Raw genomic sequence first — 25,801 nt, 5'->3', positions numbered from 1 at the left:
CGACCCCTGCGCCGCCCCGCCCGCGGCGCTACTCTTTTCCCATGAACGCGGAGGACAACCCCAGAAGAGCCCGGCGCGCCCGGCGCCAGGAGATCCGCAGGCAGGCACGCGCGGACCGCCGGGAACGCTCCCAGGCCGTGCGAGCGGAGCGGGCCCGGCAGCACGACCGGCAGGAGCGCCGCGACCAGGCCGGCGACACCGCGCAGGCCACTCCGGAGACCGCGCTGACCGACGAGGAGTACCAGGCCGCCACCAAGGGAGTCGGCGGCTGGCGCGGCCGCTCGCTCGCGGCGTTCCTCGGCGCGGGCATCGCCGGGGCCGCGCTCGTCGGCGGGCCCATCGCGCTGGGCATCGACCGGCCGGTCCGGGAGGACTACGTGGTCGCCCCGGCGGCCCAGGAGCTGCACGCGGAGGTCTCGGACCCGGACGACGTGCTCTCGGACGACGAGGAGCGCGGCATCGTCGCCGACGCCGCGCGCATCCACGCCCCCGAGGTCGTGCGCGAGCTGCGCTACCTCGTCTTCGCCAAAAACGACTCCAACGTCAACGACACGGTGGAGAACTACCTGCGCGACAACGAGCCGGAGCTCATCGGCGAGGACCACTTCGCCGACGGCGTGCTCGTCGTCGGCGTGGGCCTCGACCCGCGCCAGGCGTTCGTCTTCGCCGGTGAGGACGTCGCCGACGATCTCGATCTGAGGGACGACAGCGACCACCTCGAGGCGAGCATTGAGGCGATCAAGCCGGGTGTGAAGGACGGCAACCTGCGCGGCGGGCTCTTCGCCGGCGCACACGAGGCCGCCGACGCCGAGACCGCCGGTGAGCGCGCCTACGAGACCGCCCGCGAGGACCGCACCGTCGGGGTCGTGCTGGGCTCGGTCGGCGGCGCCGTCGGGGGCATGACCGCCTCCGGGCTCTTCATCGCGGGCCGCAACAAACGCGCCCGCGCGCTCGCCCAGGCCCGCGCCGAACTGGACCTTCTCACCCGCGAGTACGGCGAGCTGGCGGGGCGCCTCGACGCGATCGACGTGCGCGCCCACTCTCTGACCTCCCCGCTGGTCGACGCCACGATGCGCCGCCAGTGGGAGGAGGTGCGCGACCGCTTCCTGTCCCTGCACGACGACGTCGACCGCCTCGGTGCCCTGCAATTGACGACGCCCGCGCGGCCCGGCGCGGGCGGTTCCCGCGCCGTGGGTGCGGGCGATTCCCCGGCCATGGGTGCGGGCGCAGGTACGGCCGCCGGGCACACCGGCCCGGCGGCGGACCGGCGCGCCGCCGAGGAGGCGGACAAGGCGCTCTACGAGCGCCGCGGGGAGATCACCGAGGCCGCCCGGGCGGTGCGCCGGGTCTCCTACGCCGAGGACAACATCGACCGACTGTTCCGCATGGAGAACGGCGACGCCACGGTGCGCCGCGAGGAGCTGCAGGCGCTGCGCGAGGACATCGTGGCCGCCCAGGTCGAGATCAAGGACGCCGGCTCCGGGCTCTACCGCGAGCTGCAGACGCTGCGCGAACGCGCCGAGTGGATGGACGCCGACCTGGCCACGCGCGAGGGCGACGGCACCGGTGCGGTAGCCTCCCCCGCGAACGAGGACGCCGCGTTCCTCGACTCCTACATGCAGCTACTCGGCGATTACCGCACCGCGCTGGCCCGGCTTAAGGACGAGAAGTTCGACGACATCGACGAGTCCGAGGCCACCGAGCTGCGCGCCCCGGCCATCTACGAGCCTGACTACCGGCCCGGCTACGGCGTGTACAATTTCGTGCCGTTCTGGACCATGGCCGCCTGGCACACCTCCAACACGCAGACCCAGGCTGCCGCGGGCACCTCGGGGGCGGTCAACACCTCGTTCTCCTCGGGGTTCTCGGGCGCGGGCGGCTCGTCGAGCTTCTAGGCGTAACCGGACGGTCCTCCGGGCGCGGGCGGCTCGTCGAGCGTATAGGCGCACCAGGTGGGTGCGCCTAACGGCCGGTCGAGCCCCTGTCCAGCAGGCCCGGGACGACGCTGACCGCCATCGCGCAGACCGCGACGACCAGCCAGGTGCCCAGCGAGAGGTCATTCCATCCGCGGGTCCAGGCCACGCCGAGCAGAACCGCCGCCGGCAACGCGAACAGCGCCGTGGCGCCGACCCACATGCGCCGCGGGCCCGCGTCGGTGCGCCTCCGGCTCAACACCAGGCCGACGACCGGCACGACGACGGCCAGGACGAGGACGACGAGCATATGCAGGCTCATGGTTGCCTCTCCACCTCAGCGCTCCAGCCAGGCCGAGTCGAGCTCGCCGTGGCGGGAGCAGCGCGCCGACCAACCGTCCGGACGCACCTGCACGATCATGCGCCGGCCACACAGCCCGCAGTAGCGCGGCGGGTCGAACCCGGCCCGCACCCCGGGGTTGGTGCCCTCGTAGGCGCCCAGGTAGGCGGCCTGCCAGGCCTCGGGCAGCAGGCGACCGGCCGCGTTGCGCGGTCCCTCGCCGAACTCCGGCGCAGGGTCCACGCCAACAGCGCCGGCCGCGTTGCGCGGTCCCTCGCCGAACTCCGAGGCTGAGGCGGCGCCTTCGGCACCGGCAGCGCCGGCGCCCTCGTCCACACCGGAACCCGCGCCCGCGGCGACGGACGCAGCTGGGGCGGCAGGCGCGGCGTCGTCAATCTCGAGGCGCACGCCGGTGAAGAGGTCGAACGGCAGGCGCTCGCCGGCCAGCACGGCGGCGGCGAGCTCGTCGGAGACCTCGCGCAGTCCCCTAGACGACACGGTTGAGCACCTTCAGCGGCAGCTGCATGCGGCCGAGCATGTCGAGGTCGCGCTCGGCGGGGTCGCCGAGCGTGGTCAGGTAGTTGCCCGCGATCAGCGCGTTGATGCCGCCGAGCAGGCCGGCCTCGGTGCCGTCCTGACCCAGTGCCAGCTCACGGCCGCCCGCGTAACGGATGACGGCCTTGGGCAGCGCCAGGCGCAGCGCGCCGATCGCACGCAGCGCGTCGGGGGTGTCGATGACCTCCTGGTCCTCGAGCGGGGTGCCCGGGCGCGGGTCGAGGAAGTTGATCGGCACCTCCTCGGGGTCGATCTCGGCGAGCTGGGCGAAGAACTCGGCGCGCTGGGCCAGCGACTCACCCAGGCCGACGATGCCGCCGCAGCAGACCTCGATGCCCTCGGCGCGGACCAGGTTGAGGGTCTCGCGGCGCTCCTCCCAGGTGTGGGTGGTCACGATCTCGGGGAAGTAGCTGCGCGCGGTCTCGACGTTGTGGTTGTAGCGGTGCACGCCGCGCTCGGCCAGGCGGTGGGCCTGCTCGGGGGTCAGGATCCCGATCGAGACGGAGATGTTGATGTCCACCTCCGCGGCCACCGCGTCGACGGCGGCCTCGACCTCGCGCATCAGGCGCTCGTCGGGGCCCTTGACCGCGGCGACGATGCAGAACTCGGTCGCGCCGGACTTCGCGGTCTGCTTGGCGGCCTCGACCAGCTCCTCGATGTCGAGGCGGGCCGCGCGCACGGGCGACTCGGAGAAGACGCCGGACTGCGAGCAGAAGTGGCAGTCCTCGGGGCAGCCGCCGGTCTTGAGCGAGATGATGCCCTCGACCTCGATCATGTCGCCGCACCAGCGCAGGCGGACCTGGTGGGCGAGCTCGAGGAGAGCGGGGATGTGCTCCTCGTCGAGCTGGAGGATCTCGAGGATCTGGGCCTCGCTGAGGCCCTCGCCGCGCTCGAGGGCGAGCTCGCGGGCCTTGGTGAGGATGGCGGGCTCGGGGCCGGCCGCGGTTTCCGGAGTGGACACGGTGGTGCTCCTTAGTGACGAGAAAGCGAGTCTTCACGGTGCAGCATACGACTGCGCCAGAACGCTGTTCAATTCGACTTGAACAGAGTTCACCCCTGGTTGCGGTCATGCGGAAGATGGAGCGGGGCGGGCCCGGGCTGCGGGCGAGGCGCGAGCGAACGAGGACGGGCGCCGCGCCCCTACCCAGCAAGCCCCTACCCAGCAGGCGGACGCCTTGCTGGGTAGAAAACCGCCCTTGCTATACGGGGCCTTGCTGGGTCGAGCCGGAGGAGGCGCGGATCGGCGGACGACACCAGCGCGACCCGGCGGCCCGACCCTCCGCCCGACCCGCCGGCACGCCACACCCCACCGCCACGCCACACCCCGCCGGCACGCCACACCCCGCCGCCACCCAAAGGAAAGCGCCCCCGCCACCTCGCGGGAGGTGACGGGGGGCGGGACGGGGAAGACCCCGGAAGGCGAAGCTACTGAAGGGCTACTTCGCGGCCTTGACAGCCTTGTCGGCCTTCTTCTCGGCCTTCTTCGCGCGCTTCTCGGCCTTCTTGGCGCGGGCCTTGTCGTTCGGCCACAGCAGCAGCGCCGCGCCGATGGCGACGAGCCAGGAGTCCTTGGCCAGCGCGGTGCCCTCCTGCGAGGGGCGGATGCCGTCGGACTCGGTCATGTCGTCGTTGCCGAAGTACATGGTCAGCAGGCCGGAACCGAAGGTCGTCAGCGCGGCGCCGGCGAGACGGTTGGAGACGAACGGGGCCAGCAGCGCGGCGCCGACACCCATCTCGGAGTAGGAGATGAACTTGCCGAAGGTGTCGGCGTCCATGTCCTTCAGCTGCGGGATGCCGGTGGCGGCCATCTCCTGCAGGCCGCCGGCGGCCTCGGCGGGCAGGTCCTTCTTGTTCCAGCCGGAGTTGAGAATGAACGCGCCGGTCACGGCGCGCAGGATGGTCGATGCGATGCTCATTGTCTGGGGATTCCTCTCGCGGGTGCGTCTCTACCGGGCGATTGCCGACGCCGCGCCCCTCCCCCGCGCGGTAACGGCGCGCGAGGCGGTGCGCGGCGTGGCGCCCGTCCACTCCTTTATAGGTTAATTCGGTTGTGTTGACACGTCAACTACCAGGTGCGATACGCCGCCCCGGCGCGCACCGGCCGGACGGGCGCCGCGCCGCCCCGGCGCCGCACGCAGGCCGGCCGCGCGTCTGCGCCGCGCCCGCCCGCGCCGCTCCCGCCCGCCCCAGCGGATCAGCGGATCAGCCAGGGCGCAGCCCCCGCGAGGATCGCCTCGGTGCCGCGGTCCAGGCTCGGCTGCAGGTCGGGGGCGAACTGCGGCGAGTGGTTCGACGGCGCGTTCTCCCAGTCGGAGAAGCCGCCGAGCGCCCAGAAGCAGTACGGCGCGCCGAAGGCGCGCGGGATGTTGGAGAAGTCCTCCGAGCCGGTCCACCGCCCCGGCTCGTGCACACCCGCCTCGCCGAACGCCGAGCGGAAGGAGCCCATCACGGCGCCGGTGACCGCGGCGTCGTTAGTCGTCAGGGGCCCGCGGCCCTCGACGGTGAACTCGGGCTCGCGCTCGGCGCCGGCCGCCGCACACTCGGCGCGCACGATGCGCTCGACGGAGGCGAGCAGGCGGGCGTCGACGTCCTCGTCGTAGGCACGCGTGCTCAGCCGCAGCGTGGCGGAGTCGGCGACGGTGTTCGGGGCGTCGCCGGCGTGCACGGAGCCGACGGTGACCACGCCGAAGGTGCCCGGCTCGAGCTCGCGGGAGACGATCGTCTGGATCCGGCCGATCACCGCGGCGGCGATGACCACAGGGTCGATCGTGGTGTGCGGCATCGAGCCGTGGCCGCCGCGGCCGTGAATGACCACGCGCAGCTGCGTCGTCGTCGACAGCGCCGGCCCCCGGCGCGCGCCGACGGTGCCGCCGGGCAGGGTGGAGAAGACGTGCTGGCCGAGCACGACGTCGGGGTGCGGGACCTTCTCGGTCAGCCCCGCGGCGACCATCTCGGAGGCCCCCTGGCCGATCTCCTCGGCCGGCTGGAAGAGCGCGATGAAGGTGCCCCGCCAGGCGTCGCGGTTCTCCACCAGCGCGCGCACGGCGCCGAGCAGCGCGGTGGTGTGCAGGTCGTGGCCGCAGGCGTGCATGCGACCCAGCTGCGGGTCGGCCGCGTAGTCCTTGCCGGACTCCTCGGCGCACGGCAGCGCGTCGAAGTCGGCGCGCATCATCACCACGGGGCCCTCGCCGTTGGCCAGCACGGCGACCTTGCCGGTGGTGCCCACACTGACCGGGGAGAGCCCGAGGGCGGAGAGCTCCTCGCCGATGCGTCGCGAGGTCTCGTACTCAGTGAAGGCGGTCTCGGGGTGCCGGTGGAACCACTTGTAGAGCTCCTCGCGCTCGGCGCGGGTGGGCCCGAGGGCGTCGAAGAGGGTGCGCAGGCGCGAGTCTGCGGTGTCGGTTGCGGCGGGGTCGGTCACGGGCCGGGTCCTTCGTGTCTAAAAGTTGTGGTTATCGGGGTGCGGGGCCAGGCCGGGCACCACTCCCCCATTGTGCCGCCGCGGCGTCCCGGGCACGCGGCGCGGGCGGGGCTCACACCTGGAAGTAGAGGTGGGTGTGCAGTGAGCAGCCCGGATTAAAACCGTGGGCGCACGCCGGGCACGAGTCTGTGGAGGAGTACTCCGTGTAATTCATCAGGTGCCCGCACACACCACACACCACGGCCGGCGCGTCCAGCGGCGCGCGCCCGAAGGAGTGGTTGCACGCCTCCTCGTGGCAGCGGTGGCAGGACCAGTACTTCCCGCAGGTCACACACAGATTTCCGACGACGTCCCTCGTCCCGCCGTAGTGCGCACAGCGCCCCTCGGCGTCGACGCCCCGGCCGTGGATGGCGGGGCGGGTGCCGCCCGCGCCACGTTCGATGTCCATGGGGCCATTGTCCACCGGGGCGTCGGTAACGTGGGAAACATGCGCAACGTCCTGATCCTCGGCGCCGGCGGACGGATCGCGCGGCGCCTGACCAAGCTCCTGGCAGATGACAACTCCGTGCACCTGACCCTGTTCGCGCGCTCGCGCGACCGGCTGGGCGAGGTCCCCGAGGGTGTGGACGTCATCGAGGGCGACGTGCTCGACAAGGAGGCGCTCTGGGAGGCCGTCGGCGGCCAGGAGGTCGTCTACGCAGGCCTGGTCGGCGAGGTCGACAAGATGGCCGAGGCGATCGTGACCACCATGACCGGCCGGGGCGTGACCAGGCTGATCTTCACCGCCGCGCTCGGCATCCACGACGAGGTGCCCGGGGAGTTCGGCGAGTGGAACCGCGAGCAGCTCGGCGGGGCGCTGGAGCCGTACCGCAAGGCCGTGGAGGAGATCGCGGGCTCAGCGATCGACTACACGGTGCTGCGGCCGGCGTGGTTCATCGAGGGCGACGAGGTCGATTACGCGGTAACCAAACGCGACGAGGAGTTCCGGGGCACGGTGGTCACCCGCCAGTCGGTCGCCGCGCTCGCCGCCGAGATCATCCGCGATCCTGCGTTGTACAGCCGCGAGGACCTCGGCGTGGGCAAGCCGGGCACCGAGAAGGTGCGCCCGGTGTTCGCCGCGGAGAAGAAGGACGCGGAAGAGAAGGCCGGGGAGCAGAAGGCCCAGGAGGACCGGACAGCTCCCGAGGGCGGGACAGACCCCAAGGGCGAGGCCGAGAAGAAGTAAGGGCCTCGGATGAGCGGCCCGGCCGGCCCGGTGGGCGTGGTCGGCCGGCCACTCCCGTGGGCAAAATGTGCACCTTTGTCCCGCGCCGCTCTCGACCACCTGGGCAAACGCGGCAGGCGAACGGACATACGTCGACATTTTGCCCACGACCCCGGCGCGCCCGAACCACATCCAGCCAACCGGCCCCACAAACCCCACCAGTCAGCCAACCAGCCCCACTAACCCCACAACCCAAACCCACCCACCGAAAAAGACCCCCTCGCACTCCCGGAGGAGCGCGAGGGGGTCTCGCTGTGGGCGAAGGGGGACTTGAACCCCCACGTCCCGTAAAGGACACTGGCACCTGAAGCCAGCGCGTCTGCCAATTCCGCCACTCGCCCAAACAAGTGGCCGCGTTTGCGACTGCACTAACTCTAGACGGCCACGCCACCGCTCACAAATCGCCAGTTCAATGGCCATTTCCACGCGCCCGGGAGGCTCAACGTCTATCAGCTATGCGCTACCTGCCTCTATACTGGATCCATCGTGTGGCCGGACGCGGGTCGCCGCCGCGAGGCGCCGCCTCGACTCCGCGACGCACGGAAAGTCCAGACGCCAGAACATCAGCGCAGAGAACATGAGGTGGGAAGGAGGCCCCGATGGCGACGCTCGACCGTTTCGCGCGGTTCGACAGCACCCTGCAGCGGGGTCTCGACAACGCCTTCGCCCTCGTCTTCGGCGGCCGGCTCGTCCCCGCCGAGATCGAGGAGCTGCTCAAGCAGGAGATCGAGGACAACCTCTATCACGAGGACGACTACACGGAGGCGCCCAACGTCTTCCAGGTCGGCATCTCGCGGACGGACCTCGACAATCTCGCGGAGTCGCACCCCACTCTCCCGGAAATGTTCGCCGAGCAGCTCGCCCGCTACTGCCGCAACCAGGGCTGGGTGCCCGCCGGGCCGATCTCGGTGGTCCTCGCCGAGGAGACCGGCATGCGGACGGGCCAGCTGCGCGCATCCTCCTACTCCGACCCGTCCCCCGCGCAGGGCTGCGGTTTCGATGCGATTGACGACGCCGCGCCCGCGGACGTCGCAGGTACCGCACCCGTGGCGGACGACGACAGTGAGAACCCCGCGGGGCGGCACGCCTCCCCGGTTCAGGAAAGCGAGAACATGAACGCTCCGCACCAGGACAACGAGAACTTCCCCGCCACCGAGGTCCGCCAGGCCGCCGGCTGGGGCGACCCGCGCCAGGCGCAGGGCTGGACGAACCAGCCCAGCCGGCCCGACCAGGCCGACCGGGCCGACCAGGCCAACCGGGCCGCCGAGCAGGTGGGCCCCGACGACCAGTGGCACACCGGTCCGGGCGAGTCCGCCCCGGCCGGCGCCTCCGCGGCGGACGCCTCCGCCGTCGGCGCCGCAGGTGCCGCCGGCGCCGCCGCCGCAGGTGGCGCGGCCGCAGCCGCCGCCCCCGCCGACCAGGCCGGCTCCTCCGGGGCCTCGGCCAGCACCGCCGGCCGCTGGCGCGAGGAGCCCACGGACTCCGCCGCCCGCTCTGAGCCGGCGCAGCCGGCCGCCGCGACCGCGACGGTCTCCCTGCTGCTGCAGGACGGCTCCTCGCGGACCTACCACGTCCACGAGGGCTCCAATATCCTCGGCCGCTCCACCACCGCGGACTTCCGCCTGCCGGACACCGGTGTCTCCCGCGAGCACGCCGAGCTGTCCTGGAACGGCCACGACGCGGTGCTCACCGACCTGAAGTCGACCAACGGCACCACGGTCAACGACACCCCCGTGGACAACTGGCTGCTCGACGACGGCGACGTGATTACGATGGGACATTCCCGAATCGAGGTCAGGATCGTCCGCCCCGGAAACTGAGGCGGCGCGCCCGGGCTTCCCCCGACGTCCGGCGACCGACAGGACCGCGACGCGACCGACAGGAACGCACGGACCGACGAACACAGACTTTCACAGACGGACTGACCCTGACCCGGGTGGCACGCGTGCAGCGCGACCACCGCAAAGGAGGCTCCACACATGGACTCGCTCGTTCTCACGGGCTTCCGCATCGGCCTGCTGGTGCTGTTGTGGCTGTTCATCTTCCTCGCGCTGCGCGCCATGCGGCGTGACACCGCCGCCGTCGCCGGCGGCGCCGCCCGCAACGGCGCGGGCCGCAAGCGCACCCGCGGCTCCCGTGGCCAGGGCCCGCGTGCCCAGGCGCACCGCATCGCGATCGTCGAGGGCCCGCTGAAGGGCTCGCACATGGAGCTGACCGGGGTCAGCGACATCGTCCTCGGCCGGAACAACCAGTGTGACTTCGTCCTCGGCGACGACTTCGCCTCCGGGCGCCACGCGCGCCTGTTCCGGCGCGGCTCGGACTGGTTCATCGAGGACCTGGACTCGCGCAACGGCACCTACGTCGCCGGCGTGCGCATCGATCAGCCCGAGCGGGTGGGCACCGACACGGACATCCGTGTCGGCCGTACGACAGTGAGGTTGGTCCCGTGACCCTGCGACTTAACTACACCGTGGCCTCGGACCGGGGCCTGGTCCGCGGCAACAACGAGGACTCCGCCTACGCCGGTCCGAACCTGCTGGCGCTGGCCGACGGCATGGGCGGCCACGCCGCCGGCGAGGTCGCCTCCTCGGTGATGATCAGCCACCTGGAGGTCCTCGACGCCGACCCGGGCGACAACGACATGCTCGCCCTGCTCGGAGGCGTCGCCGACGACGCCAACCACGCCATCGCGAACGAGGTCGGCGAGCACCCGGACCACCAGGGCATGGGCACCACGCTGACGGCCCTGCTGTTCAACGGCTCCGAGCTGGCCATGTGCCACGTCGGCGACTCGCGCGGCTACCGGCTGCGCGACGGCGAGCTCGAGCAGATCACCGTCGACGACACCTACGTCCAGTCGCTGGTCCAGGAGGGCAAGCTCGCCCCCGAGGACGTCTCGACGCACCCGCAGCGCTCGCTGATCCTCAAGGCCTACACGGGCGCGCCCGTCGACCCGACGCTGACCTCGCTGGAGGCGCGCGAGGGCGACCGCTGGCTGCTGTGCTCGGACGGGCTGTCCGACCCGGTCAGCCCCGAGACGATCCGCGACGCCCTCGCCGAGGGCTCGCCCGAGCACGCCGCGCAGCGCCTCATCGAACTCGCGCTGCGCTCGGGCGGCCCGGACAACGTCACCGTGGTGATCGCGGACATCGTCTCCGACGATTCGATTGACGACGCCGCGCGTGCGACGTTGCCGGTTACCCCCGCCGTCGCCGGTGCGCTGCTCGGCGAGGAGGACTACCAGACCCACCCGGAGACCCCGGCCGGCCGTGCCGCGGCGCTCAACCGTCCCGCGGGGGCGGGCGCCGCAAGCGGCGCCCGCCGAGATGCGGACGGACGCGGCGAGAGCTCCCGGCGCGCCGTCGCAGGCGCCGGTGCAGCAGGTGCCGGCGCGGCCGGCGCAGCAGGCGCAGCCGCGGGCGACCGCGGGGCCGAGGCCCGGACCGGCGCCGGTGCACGCCGCGACGCCCACGGGGACGCCCCCGAGGGCGAGGACGACGAGGACACCGACTCAGACGCGGACCGCGACGACTCCCGCCGCGGGGTGCGCTGGGGCGCCCTGATCACCGCCCTGGTGGTGGCGATCGTGCTCATCGCCGGCGGCTGGTGGGCCGTGGACAAGGCCCGCGGCACCTACTTCATCACCGCGGACGACACCGGCCGCCTGCTCGTCGAGCGCGGCCTGGACTACTCCGTCTTCGGCCGCGACCTGCACAACCCGCACCAGGCGGCCTGCCTGGCCGAGGACGGCACCGTGACCCTGGTGGCCGCGGACGCGGACGCCGGCGGCTCGGACTGCCGCCCGTTCGCCCTGCAGGACCTCCCCGAGTCCACCCGCTCGCAGGTCGACGCGCTGCCCTCGGGCAGCTACGGCGAGGTCAACGGCCAGCTGCGCCGCCTCGGCGACGAGGCCCTGCCCGTCTGCGTGACCCGCCCGGCCGGCGAGAAGGCCGCGGACGCCGGCAAGGACGCCAAGGACGCCAGGGACGGGGCCGACAAGGCCGTCGCGGACAAGGACGCCCAGAACTCCGGCACCGCCGACGGCGGCGACAAGGACGCCGACTCCGGGGAGAAGGCCGGCGAGGACGGCGCGCTCGGCCGTCCGGGCGTCGACTGCCGGGAGGCCGGCCGGTGAACGCACTGAAGAACCTGCTCTCGCGGCGCACGGAGATGGGCCTGCTCATCGCCTCCGCCGTGATCATCGCCGTCATGCTCGTCAACCTCGAGCTCTCCCAGGGCAACACCCTGACCACCGAGCTTTTGTGGGTCATCGGCGGCTACGTCGCGATCTTCACCGTCGCCCACCTGACCCTGTGCCTGGTGGCCAAGGACGCCGACCAGATCATGCTGCCGATCGTCGCCCTGCTCAACGGACTGGGCCTGGTGACCATCTACCGCATCGACATCGCCCGCGACTTCACCATGGTCAACCGCCAGGTGCTGTGGACCATGGTCGGCGTGGCCATGCTCGTCGCCGTGCTCGTCATCGTGCGCGACCACCGGGCACTCAGCCGCTACTCCTACCTGCTGGGCCTGCTCGGCCTGATCCTGCTGGCCCTGCCGCTGGTCTGGCCGACGTCCATGAACGCCGACGCGCGCATCTGGATCTCCATCGGCCCGTTCTCCGTGCAGCCCGGCGAGTTCTCCAAGATCCTGCTGCTGCTCTTCTTCGCCCAGCTGCTGGCCACCAAGCGCGCGCTCTTCAACGTCGCGGGCTACCGCTTCCTGGGCATGGAGTTCCCCCGCCTGCGCGACCTCGCACCCATCCTGACGGTGTGGGCCGTCGCCATCGTGATCATGGCCGTCTCCAACGACTTCGGCCCGGCCCTGCTGCTCTTCGCCACCGTGCTGGGCATGATGTTCCTGTCCACCGGGCGGGTCAGCTGGCTGATCATCGGCGGCGTGCTCGTCGCCGTCGGCGGCACCGCGGTCTACCTGGTCTCCTCGAAGATCCAGGAGCGCGTGGCCAACTTCATCGACCCCCTGGCCAGCTACGACTCCACCGGCTACCAACTCTCCGAGTCGCTGTTCGGCCTGTCCTGGGGCGGGGTGACCGGCACCGGCCTCGGCGAGGGCTACTCCGCCGAGATCATCCCGGTCGTCTGGTCCGACTTCATCCTCTCCGCCGTCGGCGAGGAGTTCGGCCTGATCGGCCTGTCCGCCGTGATCATCCTCTTCGCCGTTCTGGTCACCCGCGGCTTCCGCGCCGCGCTGTCCGCGCGCGACTCCTACGGCAAGCTGGTCGCCTCCGGGCTCTCGCTGACCATCGCCGTGCAGATCTTCGTCGTGGTCGGCGGCATCACAGCCCTGCTGCCGATGACCGGCCTGACCACCCCGTTCATGTCCGCCGGCGGCTCCTCGCTGATGGCGAACTACATCCTGCTGGGACTGCTGCTCCGAATTTCCGACGCCGCGCGCCGACGCGAGAGCGCACCCGCCGGCGCCGCGGCGCCGGCCGTGGCGGCGGCCGGCGACAACCGTAAGGAAGAGACCGCGCTGCGGAGCACGACGTCGTCAAGCGGCCCCGAAACCGGGACGTTCGCCCAGTTCAGGGAGGTGCGCTAGATGAACCGCGCCATCCGCTGGGTCGCCGTCTTCGCGCTGCTGCTCGTCGCGGTGCTGCTGGTCAACCTGAGCTACATCCAGGTCTTCCGCGAGGACGAGCTGGCCCACAACCCGCTGAACAAGCGCGAGTTCCTGCAGACCAAGGAGATCCCGCGCGGCCAGATCTCGGCCGGTGGGCAGGTGCTGGCGTCCTCGACACCCGACGAGGCCGGCCTGTACCACCGCTCCTACCCGACCGACCCGGTCGAGCTCTCGCACGTGACCGGCTACCTCTCGGACCGCTTCGGCGCCGCCGGCGTCGAGCAGTCCTACAACGGGGTGCTCAACGGCACCGAGGTCGGCGCCGGCCAGTGGCTGGACAAGCTGAGCGGCAACGTCGAGGCCGGCAACAACGTCGAGCTCACCCTGCTCCCCGAGGTCCAGCAGGTCGCCTACCACGAGCTGGCCGACAAGGGCTACGAGGGCTCGGTCGTCGCACTGCGGCCCTCGACCGGCGAGGTGCTCGCCATGGCCTCGACGCCATCCTACGACCCCAACGCCGTCTCCGACACGGACCCGGAGACCTCCGGGGCCGCCTGGGAGCAGCTGCAGGCCGACGAGGGCAAGCCCCTGCTCAACCACGCCACCCAGGAGACGCTGCCGCCCGGCTCGATCTTCAAGATCATCACCACCTCGGCGGCGCTCGAGGGCGACTTCACCCCGGAGAGCACCGTGACCGGCGCGCCGTCGATCACGCTGCCCAACACAGAGACCACGCTGACCAACTACGCCGGGCAGCCCTGCGCCGGCGGCGGCGACGTCAGCCTGCGCACCGCGTTCAAGCTGTCCTGCAACACCGCCTTCGTCCAGGTCGGCGAGGCCGTCGGCGCCGAGAAGTTCGCCGAGACCGCCAAGGCCTTCGGCGTCGGCGAGACCTACGACCTCGGCCTCGAGCAGGCCGCCGGCGGGGTGGGCGACCTGCCCGACGAGGCCGCGCTGGGCCAGTCCGCGATCGGCCAGCGCGACGTGGCGATGACCGCGCTGCAGGCCGCCGTGATGGCCGGCACCGTGGCCAACGACGGCGCGCGCATGAGCCCGCACGTGGTCAGCCGCATCACCGCCCCGGACCTCAGCGAGGTCAAGAAGATCGGCGACAAGAAGCTCAACCAGGCCATCCCCGAGGAGGTCGCCGCGCAGGTCACCGACCTGATGCGCGACTCCGAGCGCAACACCTACGGCGCCACGGGCGCGGACATCGCCTCCAAGACCGGCACCGCGGAGCACGGCGACGAGAGCACCCCGCCGCACACCTGGTACGTCGCGTTCTCCCCGAGCGAGGACGCCGACGTCGCCGTGGCCGTGGTGGTCAAGAACGGCGGCGGCGAGGGCGTCGGTGCCACCGGCGGCAAGATCGCCTCCCCGATCGGACGCGCGGTGCTCGACGCCGCGCTGCGGGCGACGCGGTAGGGCGTGAGGTGACCACAATGGGACCCAGACCGGTAACGGCAGCCACCGCAGCCACGACAGGCTCCACGACCACCACCGGCACCGGAAGAACGACAGGCACGACAGGCACGACACGGAAGGGAGCGCGACGATGACCGAGCACGACGACGTCGAGGGCCGCGGTCGCGCCCAGCGACTGATCGGCGAGGACTACGAGCTGCGCTGGATCATCGGCCGCGGCGGCATGTCCACCGTCTGGCTGGCCGTGGACCACACCGACCCGGACAACCCCCGCGAGGTGGCCGTCAAGGCGCTGCGCCCGGAGTTCTCCAACGCGCCGGAATTCCTCTCCCGGTTCCGCAACGAGGCCGCCGCCGCGGAGTCCCTCGACTCCGACAACGTGGTGCGCACCTTCGACTACCGCGAGGTGCCCGACCCCTCGGGCACCGTCTTCTGCTTCATCGTCATGGAGTACGTGCGCGGCGAGTCGCTGGCCGACCTGCTCGCCCGCGAGGGCAGCCTCGAGGAGTCGCTGGCCCTCGACGTGCTCGAGCAGGCCGCCCACGGCCTGGCCGTCATCCACCGCAAGGGCCTGGTCCACCGCGACATCAAGCCCGGCAACCTCATGGTCACCGAGGACGGGGCGACCAAGATCGCCGACTTCGGCATCGCCAAGGCCGCCGAAGCCGTCCCGCTGACGCGCACCGGCATGGTCGTCGGCACCGCCCAGTACGTCTCCCCGGAGCAGGCCCAGGGCAAGGAGGTCACCGCCGCCAGCGACGTCTACTCGCTCGGCGTGGTCGCCTACGAGACGCTCTCGGGCCGGCGCCCCTTCACCGGGGACTCCTCGGTGTCGGTGGTGCTCGCCCACATCAACAACCCCGTCCCGGCGCTGCCGAACTACGTCAGCCCGCAGACCCGCGAGCTGGTGACCACCGCGCTGCGCAAGGACCCCGCCGGCCGCTACGCCGACGGCGACGAGCTGGCACTGGCGGTCTCCGCGGTGCGCCGCGGCGAGTACCCGCCCCAGCCGAAGTCCGCCGGGCTCGCCGGCCGGGCCCCCGAGCCCTCGCCGACGGCGACGACCGAGGCGCTGGCCTCCGTCGCCCAGCCGACCACCGTGCGCCCGCAGGCGCCCGGACCCCGGCGCGCCGACGTCGCCGCCGGGCCCGTCCGCCACCGCCCCGCGCCGCGGGACACCCGGCCGCCCAAGCGGAGGAAGGAGGGCGGCGGCTTCGGCACCGGCCTGCTCATCGCGCTGGTCATCGCGCTGGCCCTGGGCGTCGGCGTGCTCGCCGCCGCCTCCGGCCTCCTCGACGGCCTCTTCGGCCGCGGGGGGACGACCACACCGACCACACAGGAGGAGACCATCGTCACCGAGACGGTGACCTCCTCGGAGGAGCCCGAGGTGCTGACCACCACCCACCGCGAGCCGGAGACCGAGGAGGAGGACACCCCGGAGCGCGAGACCACGCACCGCGACCGGGAGACCTCCCGCGAGCCGCTGCCCGAGCCGCCCAGCCAGCCGGAGCAGCCGACCCAGCCGACCCAGGACGGCGGGGAGATGCCCACGCTGCCGGACACCTCCGAGATCGAGGAGGACCTCAACGACCTGCTCAACCCCAGAAACGGCGCCGCCGACACCGGCGCGGGCACCCGCGGCACCACCGGCACCGGAGGTGCGCTGTGACGCTGATCGCGGACCGTTACGAACTCGGTGACGTCATCGGCACCGGCGGCATGTCCGAGGTCTTCGCGGCCGAGGACACGCTGCTCGGCCGCGGCGTGGCCGTGAAGATGCTGCGCCCCGAGATGGCCCGGGACCTCAACTTCCGGGAGCGCTTCCGCCGCGAGGCGCAGAACTCCGGGCGGCTGAACCACCCGGCCATCGTCGCCGTCTACGACACCGGCGAGGCCGAGATCGACGGCCTGGGCGTGCCCTACATCGTCATGGAGCGCGTCTTCGGGCGCACCCTCCGCGAAATCCTGCACGCCGACGGGCCGATGCGCCCGGCCGAGGCCGCCCGCATCCTCGAGCCCGCCTGCCGCGCGCTGACCGCCAGCCACGAGGCCGGCATCGTCCACCGCGACATCAAGCCGGCCAACATCATGATCACCAACACCGGCCAGGTGAAAGTGATGGACTTCGGAATCGCCCGCGCGCTCGACGACTCGACCTCGGCGATGACGCAGACCTCCGCGGTCATCGGCACCGCCCAGTACCTCTCGCCCGAGCAGGCCCGCGGCAAGCCCGCCGACGGGCGCAGCGACATCTACGCGCTCGGCTGCGTCTTCTACGAGCTGGTCACCGGCCGCCCGCCCTTCCAGGGCGAGACCCCCTTCGCGGTGGCCTACCAGCACGTTCAGGAGGACCCGGTCCCGCCGTCGCACCACATCGCGGACCTGACGCCGACCGAGGCGGTCAACGTCGACTCGGTGATCCTCACCGCGATCGCCAAGCACCCGGCCGACCGCTACCAGAATGCCGACGAGCTGGCCTCCGAGCTGGAGCTGCTCTCCCGCGGCGCGGTCACCCAGGCCGCCCGCAGCCACGTCAGCCCGGCCGCCGGCGGCGACGGCTACGCCGACGGCGACCGACGGGACGTCGGCAATCAGGCGGCGACCACCGTCATGGCCGCCGGCGGCGCCCACGCCGCGCAGCGCCCCGCGCCCGTGGCCGAAGGCCGGCCGCGGCGCCGCGACGACCGCGCGCGGCACCGGCGCGGCCCGTCGAACTGGCCGCGCTGGGTCGCCGCGGCGCTCGCCGTGGTGGTGCTGGCTATCAGCGGCGCGTTCGCCTACGACTTCTTCGCCAACGACGACGATGGCGGCGGCACCTCGAGCTCCGCGGTGGCGGTGCCCGACGTCGTCGGCTGGCAGCGCACCGACGCCGAGCAGACCCTCGAGAAGGCCGGCCTGCGCGTCGACGTCAACGAGGAGCCCAGCCCGGACGTGCCGCGCGGGCAGGTCATCCGCACCAACCCGGGCGCCGGTTCGCGGCTGCAGCCCGGCACGGCGGTGGAGCTCATCGTGTCCTCGGGACGCGAGATCACCGACGTTCCGGACCTGAGCGGGATGACGCTCGACGAGGCCCGGCGCACCCTGGAGAAGGCCGGTCTGGCGCTCAAGGGCCAGGTCGAGGAGGAGGAGTCCGACTCCGTGCCGGCGGGCCAGATCATCTCGCAGAACCCGGCAACCGGCAGCCAGATCTCCAAGGGCACCGAGATCGCCGTGACCGTCTCGACCGGCAAGAAGCAGGTGCGCGTGCCGGACCTGAAGGGGCTCTCGCTCGACGAGGCCCGCTCCACCCTGGAGTCGATGGGCCTGCGCCTGGAGCCGAACTACATCGACTCCCACGAGCCGGAGAACCGCGTGCTCGCCGTCGAGGGAACGGGCAGCGAGGTCGACGAGGGTTCCTCGGTGACCGTGACCATCTCGAACGGACGCCTGATCGCGATGCCCTCGATCACCCGGATGAACCGCGCGCAGGCGCTCGCCGCGCTGCGCGAGGCGGGCTGGCAGGGGCCGGACTCCGCGCTGACCGTCGGTGAGCCGGTGGCCACGGGCGCGCTGACCGACCAGGACAAGATCGCCGTGTCCACCCCGGCCGCCGGTGAGGACCTGCTCCGCGACCAGTCGGTCGAGGTGCGGCTCTGGGACTTCCGCCCGGAGGCGCTGCTGCCTTAAGCGCGGGGGTGCGGCCGGCCGGGTTGTCGGCCGAGGGCGGAGCGGCCGGTGGCGTCTTCGGGGCGTCGCCGGCCGTTTCGCATGCGGGGCTCCGGGGCGGTGGGACGGGCTTGCGCCGGGTGGCAGGGCGGGCTTGCGCCGGGTAGCCGCCGCGCCGCCGACGTGGCCTGGGGCGGCGCTGCTGCTAGACTGTGCGGGTCAAGATCCCCTTACCGACGTTCCATGCATGAGGTGACCCGGCAATGCCCAAGGCGAAGATCACGAAGAGCCAGCCGCTGGCGCCCTCCACGGGCGGCGCGAACGCGAACCGTACCCCGGTGAAGATCAACACCGGCGGCACCCCGGTCTGGTACAAGACCATCATGTTCGCGCTGATGCTGCTCGGCCTGGCCTGGCTGGTGGTCAACTACCTGGCCGGGCCGAGCATCCCGTTCATGGCCGAGCTGGGCCCGTGGAACTTCGCCATCGGCTTCGGGCTGTTCATCGTCGGCCTGCTGATGACGATGGGCTGGCGCTAGTCCGTACAGCCCGGCTGCGCCCGCGCGGCCGCAGCCACATAAGGAAACCGCCCCGGTTGATCCCGGGCGGTTTCCGGCGTTTCCGGGGGTCTCCGGAGGACCGGTGCGCGCGGTGCCGGGGCTCATCCGCCCGGCGTGGTGCTGAGCCCAGCAAGGCCCTACATAGCAAGCGGACGCCTTGCTGGGGCGGGAAACGCCCTTGCTATACGGGGCCTTGCTGGGTCGGAGCGCCAGGCCGAGGCAGACCCCCACTCAGCGCGCGGTCACCCGCCCCATCAGCCGGGCGGCGGGCGCCAGCAGCATCGGCCGGGCGGCCAGGGTCGCGCCGGCGGTCACGAGCATCGCGACGACGAAGAGCACCGGGCCGAGCCAGCCCGTGGAGTCCTGGGCGGCGAACATCCCGTTGAGGTTGGCGATGACACCGGTGGTCAGCACCAGGCCGACGTGCACGACGGTGAACACGCAGAAGTAGATCATCACCGGGAAGTGCACGGCGCGCGCGACGGTCAGCGGGTAGATCTTCGAGGCGCGCTTCCACCTCATCGACCACCAGCCGCTCATCCGGAAGCCGGTGGCGATGGCCAGCGGCGCGGCGACGAAGACGGTCAGGAAGTAGAAGATCTGCTGCAGGCCGTTGTAGTGCACCCAGGCGTGCTCGGTGGGCCAGTCCAGCGTGAGGTACTGCAGCCCCGCGGAGACCGCGTTGGGCAGAACCTCCCAGCTGGTGGGCACGATGCGCATCCACTGGCCGGTGGTGAACAGCAGGACGATGAAGACGACCCCGTTGAGGATCCACGCCAGGTCCACGCACAGGTGCAGCCACAGGGTGATCGAGATCTTGCGTTTGTGGTCCCAGTGCGGCGTCCAGTAGGCCGGCGCGCGCCGCTCGCTGCGGATCTGCACGCCGGTGCGCACGATGAGCGCCATGAAGAAGATGTTGAAGAAGTGCGCCCAGTTCAGCCACGCCGGGAAGCCGACGGGCGTGGACTCGGGCGTCGGCGCACGGCCGGGGTAGCGCTCGATGAAGTCGGCGACGGGTCCGGTGCCGACGAGCCAGCGCGCGAAGAGCACGACGAGGCCGAAGACGACGGCGAGCCCGACGACGGTGCCGGCCCACTTGGCCCAGCGCGGCAGCGCGAACTTCCGCTTGCCGACGTCCCGTTGCTCACCCTCGGCGGTATCCGCCGCCGTCGCGGCGGTTGCGGCGGCCCCGGTGGTAGCGGCCGCGGCCGAGACCCAGGGAGCCGGTGCGCCGGGACCGGGTGCGCTGGCGGCGGGAGCGCCAGGAGCGGCGGCGCCGGGGGCAGCGGGAGCCTGAGCACCCGGGGCGCTCGCACCAGGGACAGCGGCTCCCGGAACGGCGGAACCAGAGGCGGCGACGCCAGGAGCCGCGGCACCAGGGGCAGCGGCACCCGGAGCAGCCGTGGCTGCCGGGGTCGCAGGGGCACTCGCCCCCGGAGCGGCGGCGCCGGGAGCACTTGTGCCCGGGGCGCTGGCGCCAGGAGCTGCAGCGCCCGGAGCAGTAGCCGACGGGACCGCGGCACCCGGCGCGCTCACGCCCGGTGCGGCGGGGGCCGAAGAGGCAGCGGGGGCTGCCGGAGCGGCAGGCGCCGGAGGAGCCGCCGGAGCAGCCGAACCAGGGGCGGCGGCGCCGGGCGCGCGGGCACCGGGGGCGACGGCGCCCGGAGCGGCCGCGGCGGGCACACCGACCGCCGGTGCCGAGGGAGCAGCCGGCGGCGCAGGAACAGCGGCACCAGGCGCAGCGGCGCCGGGAGCCACGGCCCCGGGCTCGGCCGGAGCGGCCGGCGCCGAGGGAGCGGCAGGAGCCTCCGGGGCCGCAGGAGCCGCCGGGGCAGACGGCACGGCGGAACCGGGGGCGGCGACCCCCGGGGCGACCGCACCGGGGGCCTGCGCCTGGGGCGGGATCGCCTCGTCGTCCGTGGTCCGCGGCTCGCTGCCGCGCGACGGGTCGGAGGGCGAAGACATGGCGCCTGCTTTCTGGGATCGGGGTGCACTCGGGAAAGGGACGCCGGCGCAGATCCCGCGGCCACCGCGCCGCGGAGCGGCTGCGGTGGCCCGGGCCAGGACCTTCATGCCGGGCGTCCCGGTTAACCGCAAGGATAATAGGACGCGTACGCAGGGCCGAACCGCGCCTGCGGATTCATTCGCCCACGACCACGCCCCGACCACGCCCCGACCACCCGCTACCGCCCGCCCGCCTGCAACCGGACCCCACCACCGGCCTCCCACCTGCCCGGTCGACCCCGACGGACAAAGAGACGGGAATATCCCGGACTTCCCCTGGGTTACACCGGAATGTATGCTAAAAGACCCAGTGGTCTGATGAGTATAGACAGAGCAGTACAGAAAGTGTGACGGGTAAGCCCGCACACACCGCCACAACCACCAGAACCAACCGCGCGGGACTTCCGGGCCCCGTGGACAACTAACCAAGACCTTCGACGGGAGCCTCATCCATGAGCGAGAAAGAGACGGCGCGCGCCACAGACGCCGCGCCTGTGCGCGGCGACGGAACGGACGCGGCGTCGGCAAGCGACAACGGCAACCAGCGCAAGGGGCGCCTGCCCGGCTGGGCCACGGGCTTCGGCGCGCAGGTCATCGCGGGCCTGATCGTCGGCCTGATCCTGGGCTTCATCGCCCGCGGCCAGGACGGCGGCTCCGGCGAGGGCTGGCTCTCCGGCCTGCTCACCGGCGTCGGCGCGGCCTACGTCCAGCTGCTGAAGCTGATGGTGCCGCCGCTGGTGGTCGCCGCCGTGATCACCTCCGTGGCCAACCTGCGCAAGGTCACCGGTGCGGCGCGCCTGGCCGTGAGCACGCTCATCTGGTTCGCGGTGACCTCGTTCCTGTCGGTGGTCCTCGGCGGCATCCTCGTCGCGCTCGTGCTCAAGCCGGGCGTGGGCACCTCCGTGGACGCCGCCTCGGCCGCCGAGCCGGAGAACACCGGCAGCTGGACGGCGTTCCTGCAGGGCATCGTGCCCGAGAACATCTTCGGCCTGCACGCCGGCATGAGCCACGGCGAGCCCACCTTAAGCTTCTCCGTGCTGCAGCTGCTGGTGGTCTCGCTGGCCATCGGCATCGCCGCGGTCAAGACCGGGCGGGCCGCCGAGCCGTTCCTGAACTTCATGGAGTCCTTCCTGGAGATCATCCAGAAGATGCTGTGGTGGATCATCCGCCTGGCCCCGATCGGCACCGCCGCGCTGATCGGCAAGGCCGTCTCCACCTACGGCTGGGACGCGCTCGGCTCGCTGGGCAAGTTCGTCATCGCCATCTACGTCGGCCTGGCCATCGTCATCGGCGTGATCTACCCGGCCGTGCTGGCCTTCAACAAGATCCCGGTCGCCGGCTTCTTCCGCCGCGTGTGGCCCGTGACCAGCCTCGGCTTCATCACGCGCTCCTCGATGGGCGTAATGCCCGTGACCCAGCGTGTGACCGAGCGGCGCATGGGCGTGCCCACCGAGTACGCCTCCTTCGCGATCCCGCTGGGCGCGACGACCAAGATGGACGGCTGCGCCGCGGTCTACCCTGCCATCGCCGCGATCTTCGTCGCGCAGTTCTACGGCATCGACCTGAACATGACGCACTACCTGCTGATCATCTTCGTCTCCGTGATCGGCTCGGCGGCCACGGCCGGCACCACCGGCGCGACCGTCATGCTCACCCTGACGCTGTCCACCCTGGGCCTGCCGCTGGCCGGCGTGGGCCTGCTGCTGTCGATCGAGCCGATCATCGACATGGGCCGCACCGCCGTCAACGTCACCGGCCAGTCCGTGGTCGCCACGATCGTGGCCAAGCGCTCCGGCATCTGGTCGAAGCAGACCTTCGAGGCGGGTGCCGACGGCGAGGTCGAGCACTCCCCGACCATGGCCGAGGTCGCCCCGCAGGCCGTGCGCGCCTGAGTTCTGTGCAGTTGAAGCCCCGGGTCGGTGACCCGGGGCTTTTTCGTGCTTGACGACGCCGCGTCAGTCCAGCACGGAGGTTCCCTCCGGCGTGGAGCGGTGCACGCGGTGGCCGTGGGCGAATATCGTCGGGTAGGCGGCCTCAACCAGGGCGCGGTCCATGCCGTCGGCGTCGTCGGCCACCAGGCCGGCCACGAGGTCGACGCCGTGGTCGAAGAGTGCGGGGGCCAGCGGGGCGGAGGGGCCGATGACGGCGCAGTAGGACTCGGCGGCCAGCTCGATCAGGCGCGGGGCGGAGCCGTTGATGAACGAGGAGCCGGAGATGAAGACCATCTCGCAGCGCGGCACGATGAACTCGGCGGCCGGGGGCAGCTCGTCGAGGCCCTCGGGGATCTCGAGCATGTGGAAGTCGCTGGCCGAGTCGAGCGCCGACGGCGCGCCCGGGTGGTGACCGATGACGGCGACGGTCTTGCCGGCGATGACATCGCGGAAGGGATCGAAGACCTGGCCCCACTCGGCCTGCCCGCCGCCCGCACCCGCGGTGGGCACGAAGCGGTTGGCCCTGGCGGTCCCGGCGTGGGAGTACCAGGCGTTGATGGCGGCGACGGCCAGGGCACGCTCGGCGGAAGTCCCCGCGCCGATGAGGTCGGTCGCGACCTCGCGCAGGTTCCTCCCGGTCAGCCCGGCGGCGGCCGGCGCGTCGAGCGGGTCGGTGGGGGCCACGCGCGCCATGGCGGCGTCCCAGGCACGCAGGCCCGGGCCGCCGCAGTAGGCGATGCCGATGGAGGCCACCCCGTCCAGGGAGGCGGTCACGCGCGCCCACAGGCCGGTGGTGGAGGCGGACTCCACGGTGGCGGTCTGCGGGATCGCCTCGATCAACTCGCGGTAGAGGGGCTGCAGGGCCATCTCGCACTCTCCTTTCGGTCCCGGTCCCCTCCCCCTCCCCCGGCTCCGGGCCGGCGTCGGAGCGGGCCGGCACGGGTGCCGCGGGGCTCCGGGGCGTCTCGGGGGTCCCCGTGTGCCCGGGGTCTCTGAACGCCTCGGAGCCTTGCGAGGCGCCGCGGGGTCCGGTGGGGGACCGGTTGTGTAGCGACCAGGCGGTCGACGTTGGAACACCACCGATGATAGCCGCGCTTCACCGGGTGGGGAGCCGAGTTATCCACAGGGTGTGGAGGACTCTGTGGAAGTTGTGACGAAAGCGCGTCTTTCCACAGCGGTGGATGGGGACGAGGGAAAGCGTCCACCTGCTCCACAATGCGAACAAAAGTTCGTTTCGCTGGGGTTTCCGCGCAGTCCACAGGGTTTTCCACAGTTGTGGATCTTCGGGGTATTCGGGAAATTACAAAACTGTAGTTATCCACAGTGTGGATAAGCCTGTGGATGGTGGTGAAAGAAAAAGTCACGGTGTGTGGACTGTGGACGACACGCCGCAGTCTTCCCCATCCCCCAGGTCGCAGACCTGCCGTCGTGGACCGTGATTCCCACCCCGTGGTCACCCCCGGACCGGCGCGCAGGTGAACCCCGCGTTGTCCGATCTCCCCCGTGCCCCCGGGCTTCGGGGGCGCTTTCACCCGCAGGATGCCACAGGGCCCCGGGACACGCAGCGCAAGCGCGGTGAATCTCTCTCAGGTGACCACTGTGGTGGTCACCGCATTCCCGGGGCTCTCCCCTCCCCCGGCTCTCCCCTCCCCCGGCGCGCCCCTCCCCCGGCGCGCCCCTCCCCCGGCGCGCCCCTCCCCCGGCTCTCCCCTCCCCCGGCACGGCGGGGCCCGTCAGTAACCGCCCGTGACGACGTAACCGGCCAACGCGGCGACGACGGCGGTCAGCGCCGCGACGAACCCGGCCCAGCGGAGCCCCGGGCGGCGGGTGACCAGCAGCAGCGCGACGACCGCACCCGCGGCCAGCCCGCCGAGGTGTCCCCACAGCGAGACGTTGGCCGCGATGAGCGTGTAGACGATGTTGACGCCGACGAGCGCCAGCGGCGCGCGCAGGTCCGCCTTGTTCTTCGCGGCGAGTCCCACCAGCACCGCCATCAGGCCGTAGACGGCGCCCGAGGCGCCCCCGGTGGGCGCGAGCGGGTCGAGCATGAGCACCGCCAGCGCCGAGCCCAGCCCGGAGATCAGCCAGGCGGCGGCGAAGACGCCCGAACCGTAGGCGCGCTCGATCTCGCGGCCGATGAACAGCGTCATCAGCCCGTTGAGCAGCACGTGCGAGGCGTCCATGTGGACGAACATGAAGCCCAGCGCGCGCAGCGGGCCCAGGCCGGTGAGGAGCTCCGGGCCCCAGAGCATCCAGGCGCGGGCGAGCGGGGCACCACCGGTGGCGGTGATCGAGCGGGCCTGCAGGGCGCAGACCAGCCACACCGCAAGCAGGGCGGCGGTGATGCCGGTGGTCACGGGCACGTCGCGGAACCAGCGGCGCGCGATGTCGACCGGCCCGGGCGGGCCGGGGCGCCCGGGGGCAGGGTTGCGGGCCGGGCCTGGCTGAGCCACCGACCCGGGCTGTCCCGGCTGGCCGGGCTGTCCCACCGGGCCGGGGCCTTCCTGCGGTGCGAAGTCCGGACCGCCTGACGACTGATCCTGCATACCCAGAAAGCTACCGCAACGGCTCAGACGCGGCCCGCCGCGACGGCCTTCGCCATCCGGTGCAGGGTCGCGGTCGCCTGCGCGTAATCGGCCTGCCGGTCGGCCGACTCGCCGACCAGCTCGGCCGCCCGCAGGATCGCGGCGTTGAGCAGCGAGAAGTCCAGCGGGGAGACCCCCGGGCACAGCTCGTCGAGCACGGTGGTGAACCCGGCGTGGGAGGCCTGGACCTTCTCGTCGGTGAAGGCCTCGGGGAAGTTCTGCACGGCGACCATCAGCGGCCCGTGGGAGCCGTTGGCGAAGAGGTCGAGCGCGGCGTCGACGTAGGCGCAGATGCGCTCGGCCGGGTCGGCGGGCACCGTGCGCAGGCGCGCCTCGAGCTTCTCGTTCCAGGTGTCGGTGGCGTTGACCAGCAGCTGGACCAGCAGGTCGTGCTGGGAGGAGGCGTAGCGGTAGATGCTCGAGCGGGCCAGGCCGACCTCGGCGGCGACCTCGCCGACCGAGGGCATCCTGCCGTGGCCCTGAACGATCAGCCGCTCGGTCGCCTCGAGCACCGCGCGGTGCTGCACGCTGCGGTGCTCGGCGACGGTGCGCCCCTGGGTCTTCGGCATGGG

At 72.1% G+C, this 25,801-nt stretch carries 21 protein-coding genes and 1 tRNA gene; 11 read left to right on the top strand and 11 right to left on the bottom strand.

What is annotated here, in order from left to right; all coding sequences use genetic code 11:
* Nucleotides 1-41 precede the first annotated feature (41 nt).
* A complete protein-coding gene (locus QP119_RS03980; protein ID WP_284773780.1) occupies nt 42-1,895 on the top strand; it encodes a DUF5129 domain-containing protein in 1,854 nt (617 codons plus the stop codon).
* A gap of 67 nt (nt 1,896-1,962) precedes the next feature.
* On the opposite strand, the gene QP119_RS03975 is transcribed toward QP119_RS03980, so the two are convergent.
* From QP119_RS03975 to QP119_RS03950, 6 genes are all read right to left on the bottom strand, one after another.
* Nucleotides 1,963-2,235 (bottom strand): hypothetical protein, encoded by a 273-nt coding sequence (locus QP119_RS03975; protein WP_284773779.1) that lies wholly within the window; start codon nt 2,233-2,235, stop codon nt 1,963-1,965.
* Nucleotides 2,236-2,250: 15 nt separating this feature from the next.
* Nucleotides 2,251-2,496 (bottom strand): hypothetical protein, encoded by a 246-nt coding sequence (locus tag QP119_RS11845; RefSeq protein WP_423777756.1) that lies wholly within the window; start codon nt 2,494-2,496, stop codon nt 2,251-2,253.
* A 244-nt stretch (nt 2,497-2,740) separates the two neighbouring features.
* Nucleotides 2,741-3,769, bottom strand: coding sequence for a biotin synthase BioB (bioB, locus tag QP119_RS03965; protein ID WP_423777751.1), 1,029 nt, complete (start codon nt 3,767-3,769; stop codon nt 2,741-2,743).
* A 475-nt stretch (nt 3,770-4,244) separates the two neighbouring features.
* A complete protein-coding gene (locus tag QP119_RS03960; RefSeq protein ID WP_284773778.1) occupies nt 4,245-4,724 on the bottom strand; it encodes a hypothetical protein in 480 nt (159 codons plus the stop codon).
* A gap of 278 nt (nt 4,725-5,002) precedes the next feature.
* Nucleotides 5,003-6,229: an amidohydrolase gene (locus QP119_RS03955; RefSeq protein ID WP_336620402.1), complete on the bottom strand. Its 1,227-nt coding sequence runs from the start codon at nt 6,227-6,229 to the stop codon at nt 5,003-5,005.
* 112 nt (nt 6,230-6,341) lie between these two features.
* The gene (locus QP119_RS03950; RefSeq protein WP_284773777.1) at nt 6,342-6,677 is read right to left on the bottom strand and encodes a CHY zinc finger protein; all 336 of its coding nucleotides are present in this window, start codon (nt 6,675-6,677) and stop codon (nt 6,342-6,344) included.
* A gap of 39 nt (nt 6,678-6,716) precedes the next feature.
* On the opposite strand from QP119_RS03950, the gene QP119_RS03945 reads away from it, so the two are divergent.
* Nucleotides 6,717-7,454 carry an NAD(P)H-binding protein gene (locus QP119_RS03945; RefSeq protein ID WP_284773776.1) on the top strand — a complete coding sequence of 246 codons (738 nt, stop codon included), beginning with the start codon at nt 6,717-6,719 and terminating at the stop codon, nt 7,452-7,454.
* Between the two features lie 294 nt (nt 7,455-7,748).
* On the opposite strand, the gene QP119_RS03940 is transcribed toward QP119_RS03945, so the two are convergent.
* Nucleotides 7,749-7,834, bottom strand: a tRNA-Leu gene (locus QP119_RS03940).
* 258 nt (nt 7,835-8,092) lie between these two features.
* Here QP119_RS03940 and QP119_RS03935 point away from each other — a divergent pair.
* The 8 genes from QP119_RS03935 to crgA all read left to right on the top strand — a co-directional run bounded on the left by QP119_RS03935 (nt 8,093) and on the right by crgA (nt 18,688).
* Nucleotides 8,093-9,313: a DUF3662 and FHA domain-containing protein gene (locus QP119_RS03935; RefSeq protein WP_284773775.1), complete on the top strand. Its 1,221-nt coding sequence runs from the start codon at nt 8,093-8,095 to the stop codon at nt 9,311-9,313.
* 159 nt (nt 9,314-9,472) lie between these two features.
* Nucleotides 9,473-9,943 (top strand): FHA domain-containing protein FhaB/FipA, encoded by a 471-nt coding sequence (locus QP119_RS03930; RefSeq protein WP_284773774.1) that lies wholly within the window; start codon nt 9,473-9,475, stop codon nt 9,941-9,943.
* Complete coding sequence (locus tag QP119_RS03925) at nt 9,940-11,628, top strand: PP2C family protein-serine/threonine phosphatase (protein ID WP_284773773.1); 1,689 nt, start codon at nt 9,940-9,942, stop codon at nt 11,626-11,628. The genes QP119_RS03930 and QP119_RS03925 overlap by 4 nt, the downstream gene beginning before the upstream one ends.
* A gap of 35 nt (nt 11,629-11,663) precedes the next feature.
* Nucleotides 11,664-13,058 carry an FtsW/RodA/SpoVE family cell cycle protein gene (locus QP119_RS03920; protein ID WP_423777755.1) on the top strand — a complete coding sequence of 465 codons (1,395 nt, stop codon included), beginning with the start codon at nt 11,664-11,666 and terminating at the stop codon, nt 13,056-13,058.
* Nucleotides 13,059-14,504 (top strand): penicillin-binding transpeptidase domain-containing protein, encoded by a 1,446-nt coding sequence (locus QP119_RS03915; RefSeq protein ID WP_284773771.1) that lies wholly within the window; start codon nt 13,059-13,061, stop codon nt 14,502-14,504.
* 130 nt (nt 14,505-14,634) lie between these two features.
* Nucleotides 14,635-16,173 (top strand): serine/threonine-protein kinase, encoded by a 1,539-nt coding sequence (locus QP119_RS03910; protein ID WP_284773770.1) that lies wholly within the window; start codon nt 14,635-14,637, stop codon nt 16,171-16,173.
* On the top strand, nt 16,170-18,170 hold the full coding sequence (pknB, locus tag QP119_RS03905; protein ID WP_284773769.1) for a Stk1 family PASTA domain-containing Ser/Thr kinase: 2,001 nt from the start codon (nt 16,170-16,172) through the stop codon (nt 18,168-18,170). The genes QP119_RS03910 and pknB overlap by 4 nt, the downstream gene beginning before the upstream one ends.
* Before the next feature lie 242 nt (nt 18,171-18,412).
* Complete coding sequence (gene crgA / locus QP119_RS03900; protein WP_284773768.1) at nt 18,413-18,688, top strand: cell division protein CrgA; 276 nt, start codon at nt 18,413-18,415, stop codon at nt 18,686-18,688.
* 252 nt (nt 18,689-18,940) lie between these two features.
* On the opposite strand, the gene QP119_RS03895 is transcribed toward crgA, so the two are convergent.
* Nucleotides 18,941-19,759, bottom strand: a complete 819-nt coding sequence (locus QP119_RS03895) for a cytochrome b/b6 domain-containing protein (protein ID WP_284773767.1) — start codon at nt 19,757-19,759, stop codon at nt 18,941-18,943.
* Between the two features lie 1,406 nt (nt 19,760-21,165).
* Between QP119_RS03895 and QP119_RS03890 the strand changes: the two genes are divergently transcribed.
* A complete protein-coding gene (locus QP119_RS03890; RefSeq protein WP_284773766.1) occupies nt 21,166-22,605 on the top strand; it encodes a dicarboxylate/amino acid:cation symporter in 1,440 nt (479 codons plus the stop codon).
* 63 nt (nt 22,606-22,668) lie between these two features.
* Here the strand turns inward: QP119_RS03890 and QP119_RS03885 are convergent, their stop codons facing one another.
* The 3 genes from QP119_RS03885 to QP119_RS03875 all read right to left on the bottom strand — a co-directional run bounded on the left by QP119_RS03885 (nt 22,669) and on the right by QP119_RS03875 (nt 25,798).
* On the bottom strand, nt 22,669-23,511 hold the full coding sequence (locus QP119_RS03885) for a Rossmann-like domain-containing protein (protein WP_284773765.1): 843 nt from the start codon (nt 23,509-23,511) through the stop codon (nt 22,669-22,671).
* An 866-nt stretch (nt 23,512-24,377) separates the two neighbouring features.
* A complete protein-coding gene (locus QP119_RS03880; RefSeq protein WP_284773764.1) occupies nt 24,378-25,097 on the bottom strand; it encodes a rhomboid family intramembrane serine protease in 720 nt (239 codons plus the stop codon).
* A 116-nt stretch (nt 25,098-25,213) separates the two neighbouring features.
* Entirely contained in the window at nt 25,214-25,798 is a 585-nt protein-coding gene (locus QP119_RS03875) for a TetR/AcrR family transcriptional regulator (RefSeq protein WP_284773763.1), read from the bottom strand.
* Between the last annotated feature and the right edge of the window lie 3 nt (nt 25,799-25,801).

The organism is Corynebacterium frankenforstense (assembly GCF_030211955.1).
Classification (GTDB): domain Bacteria; phylum Actinomycetota; class Actinomycetes; order Mycobacteriales; family Mycobacteriaceae; genus Corynebacterium; species Corynebacterium frankenforstense_A.
This window is presented reverse-complemented; position numbering and strand designations above follow the sequence as displayed.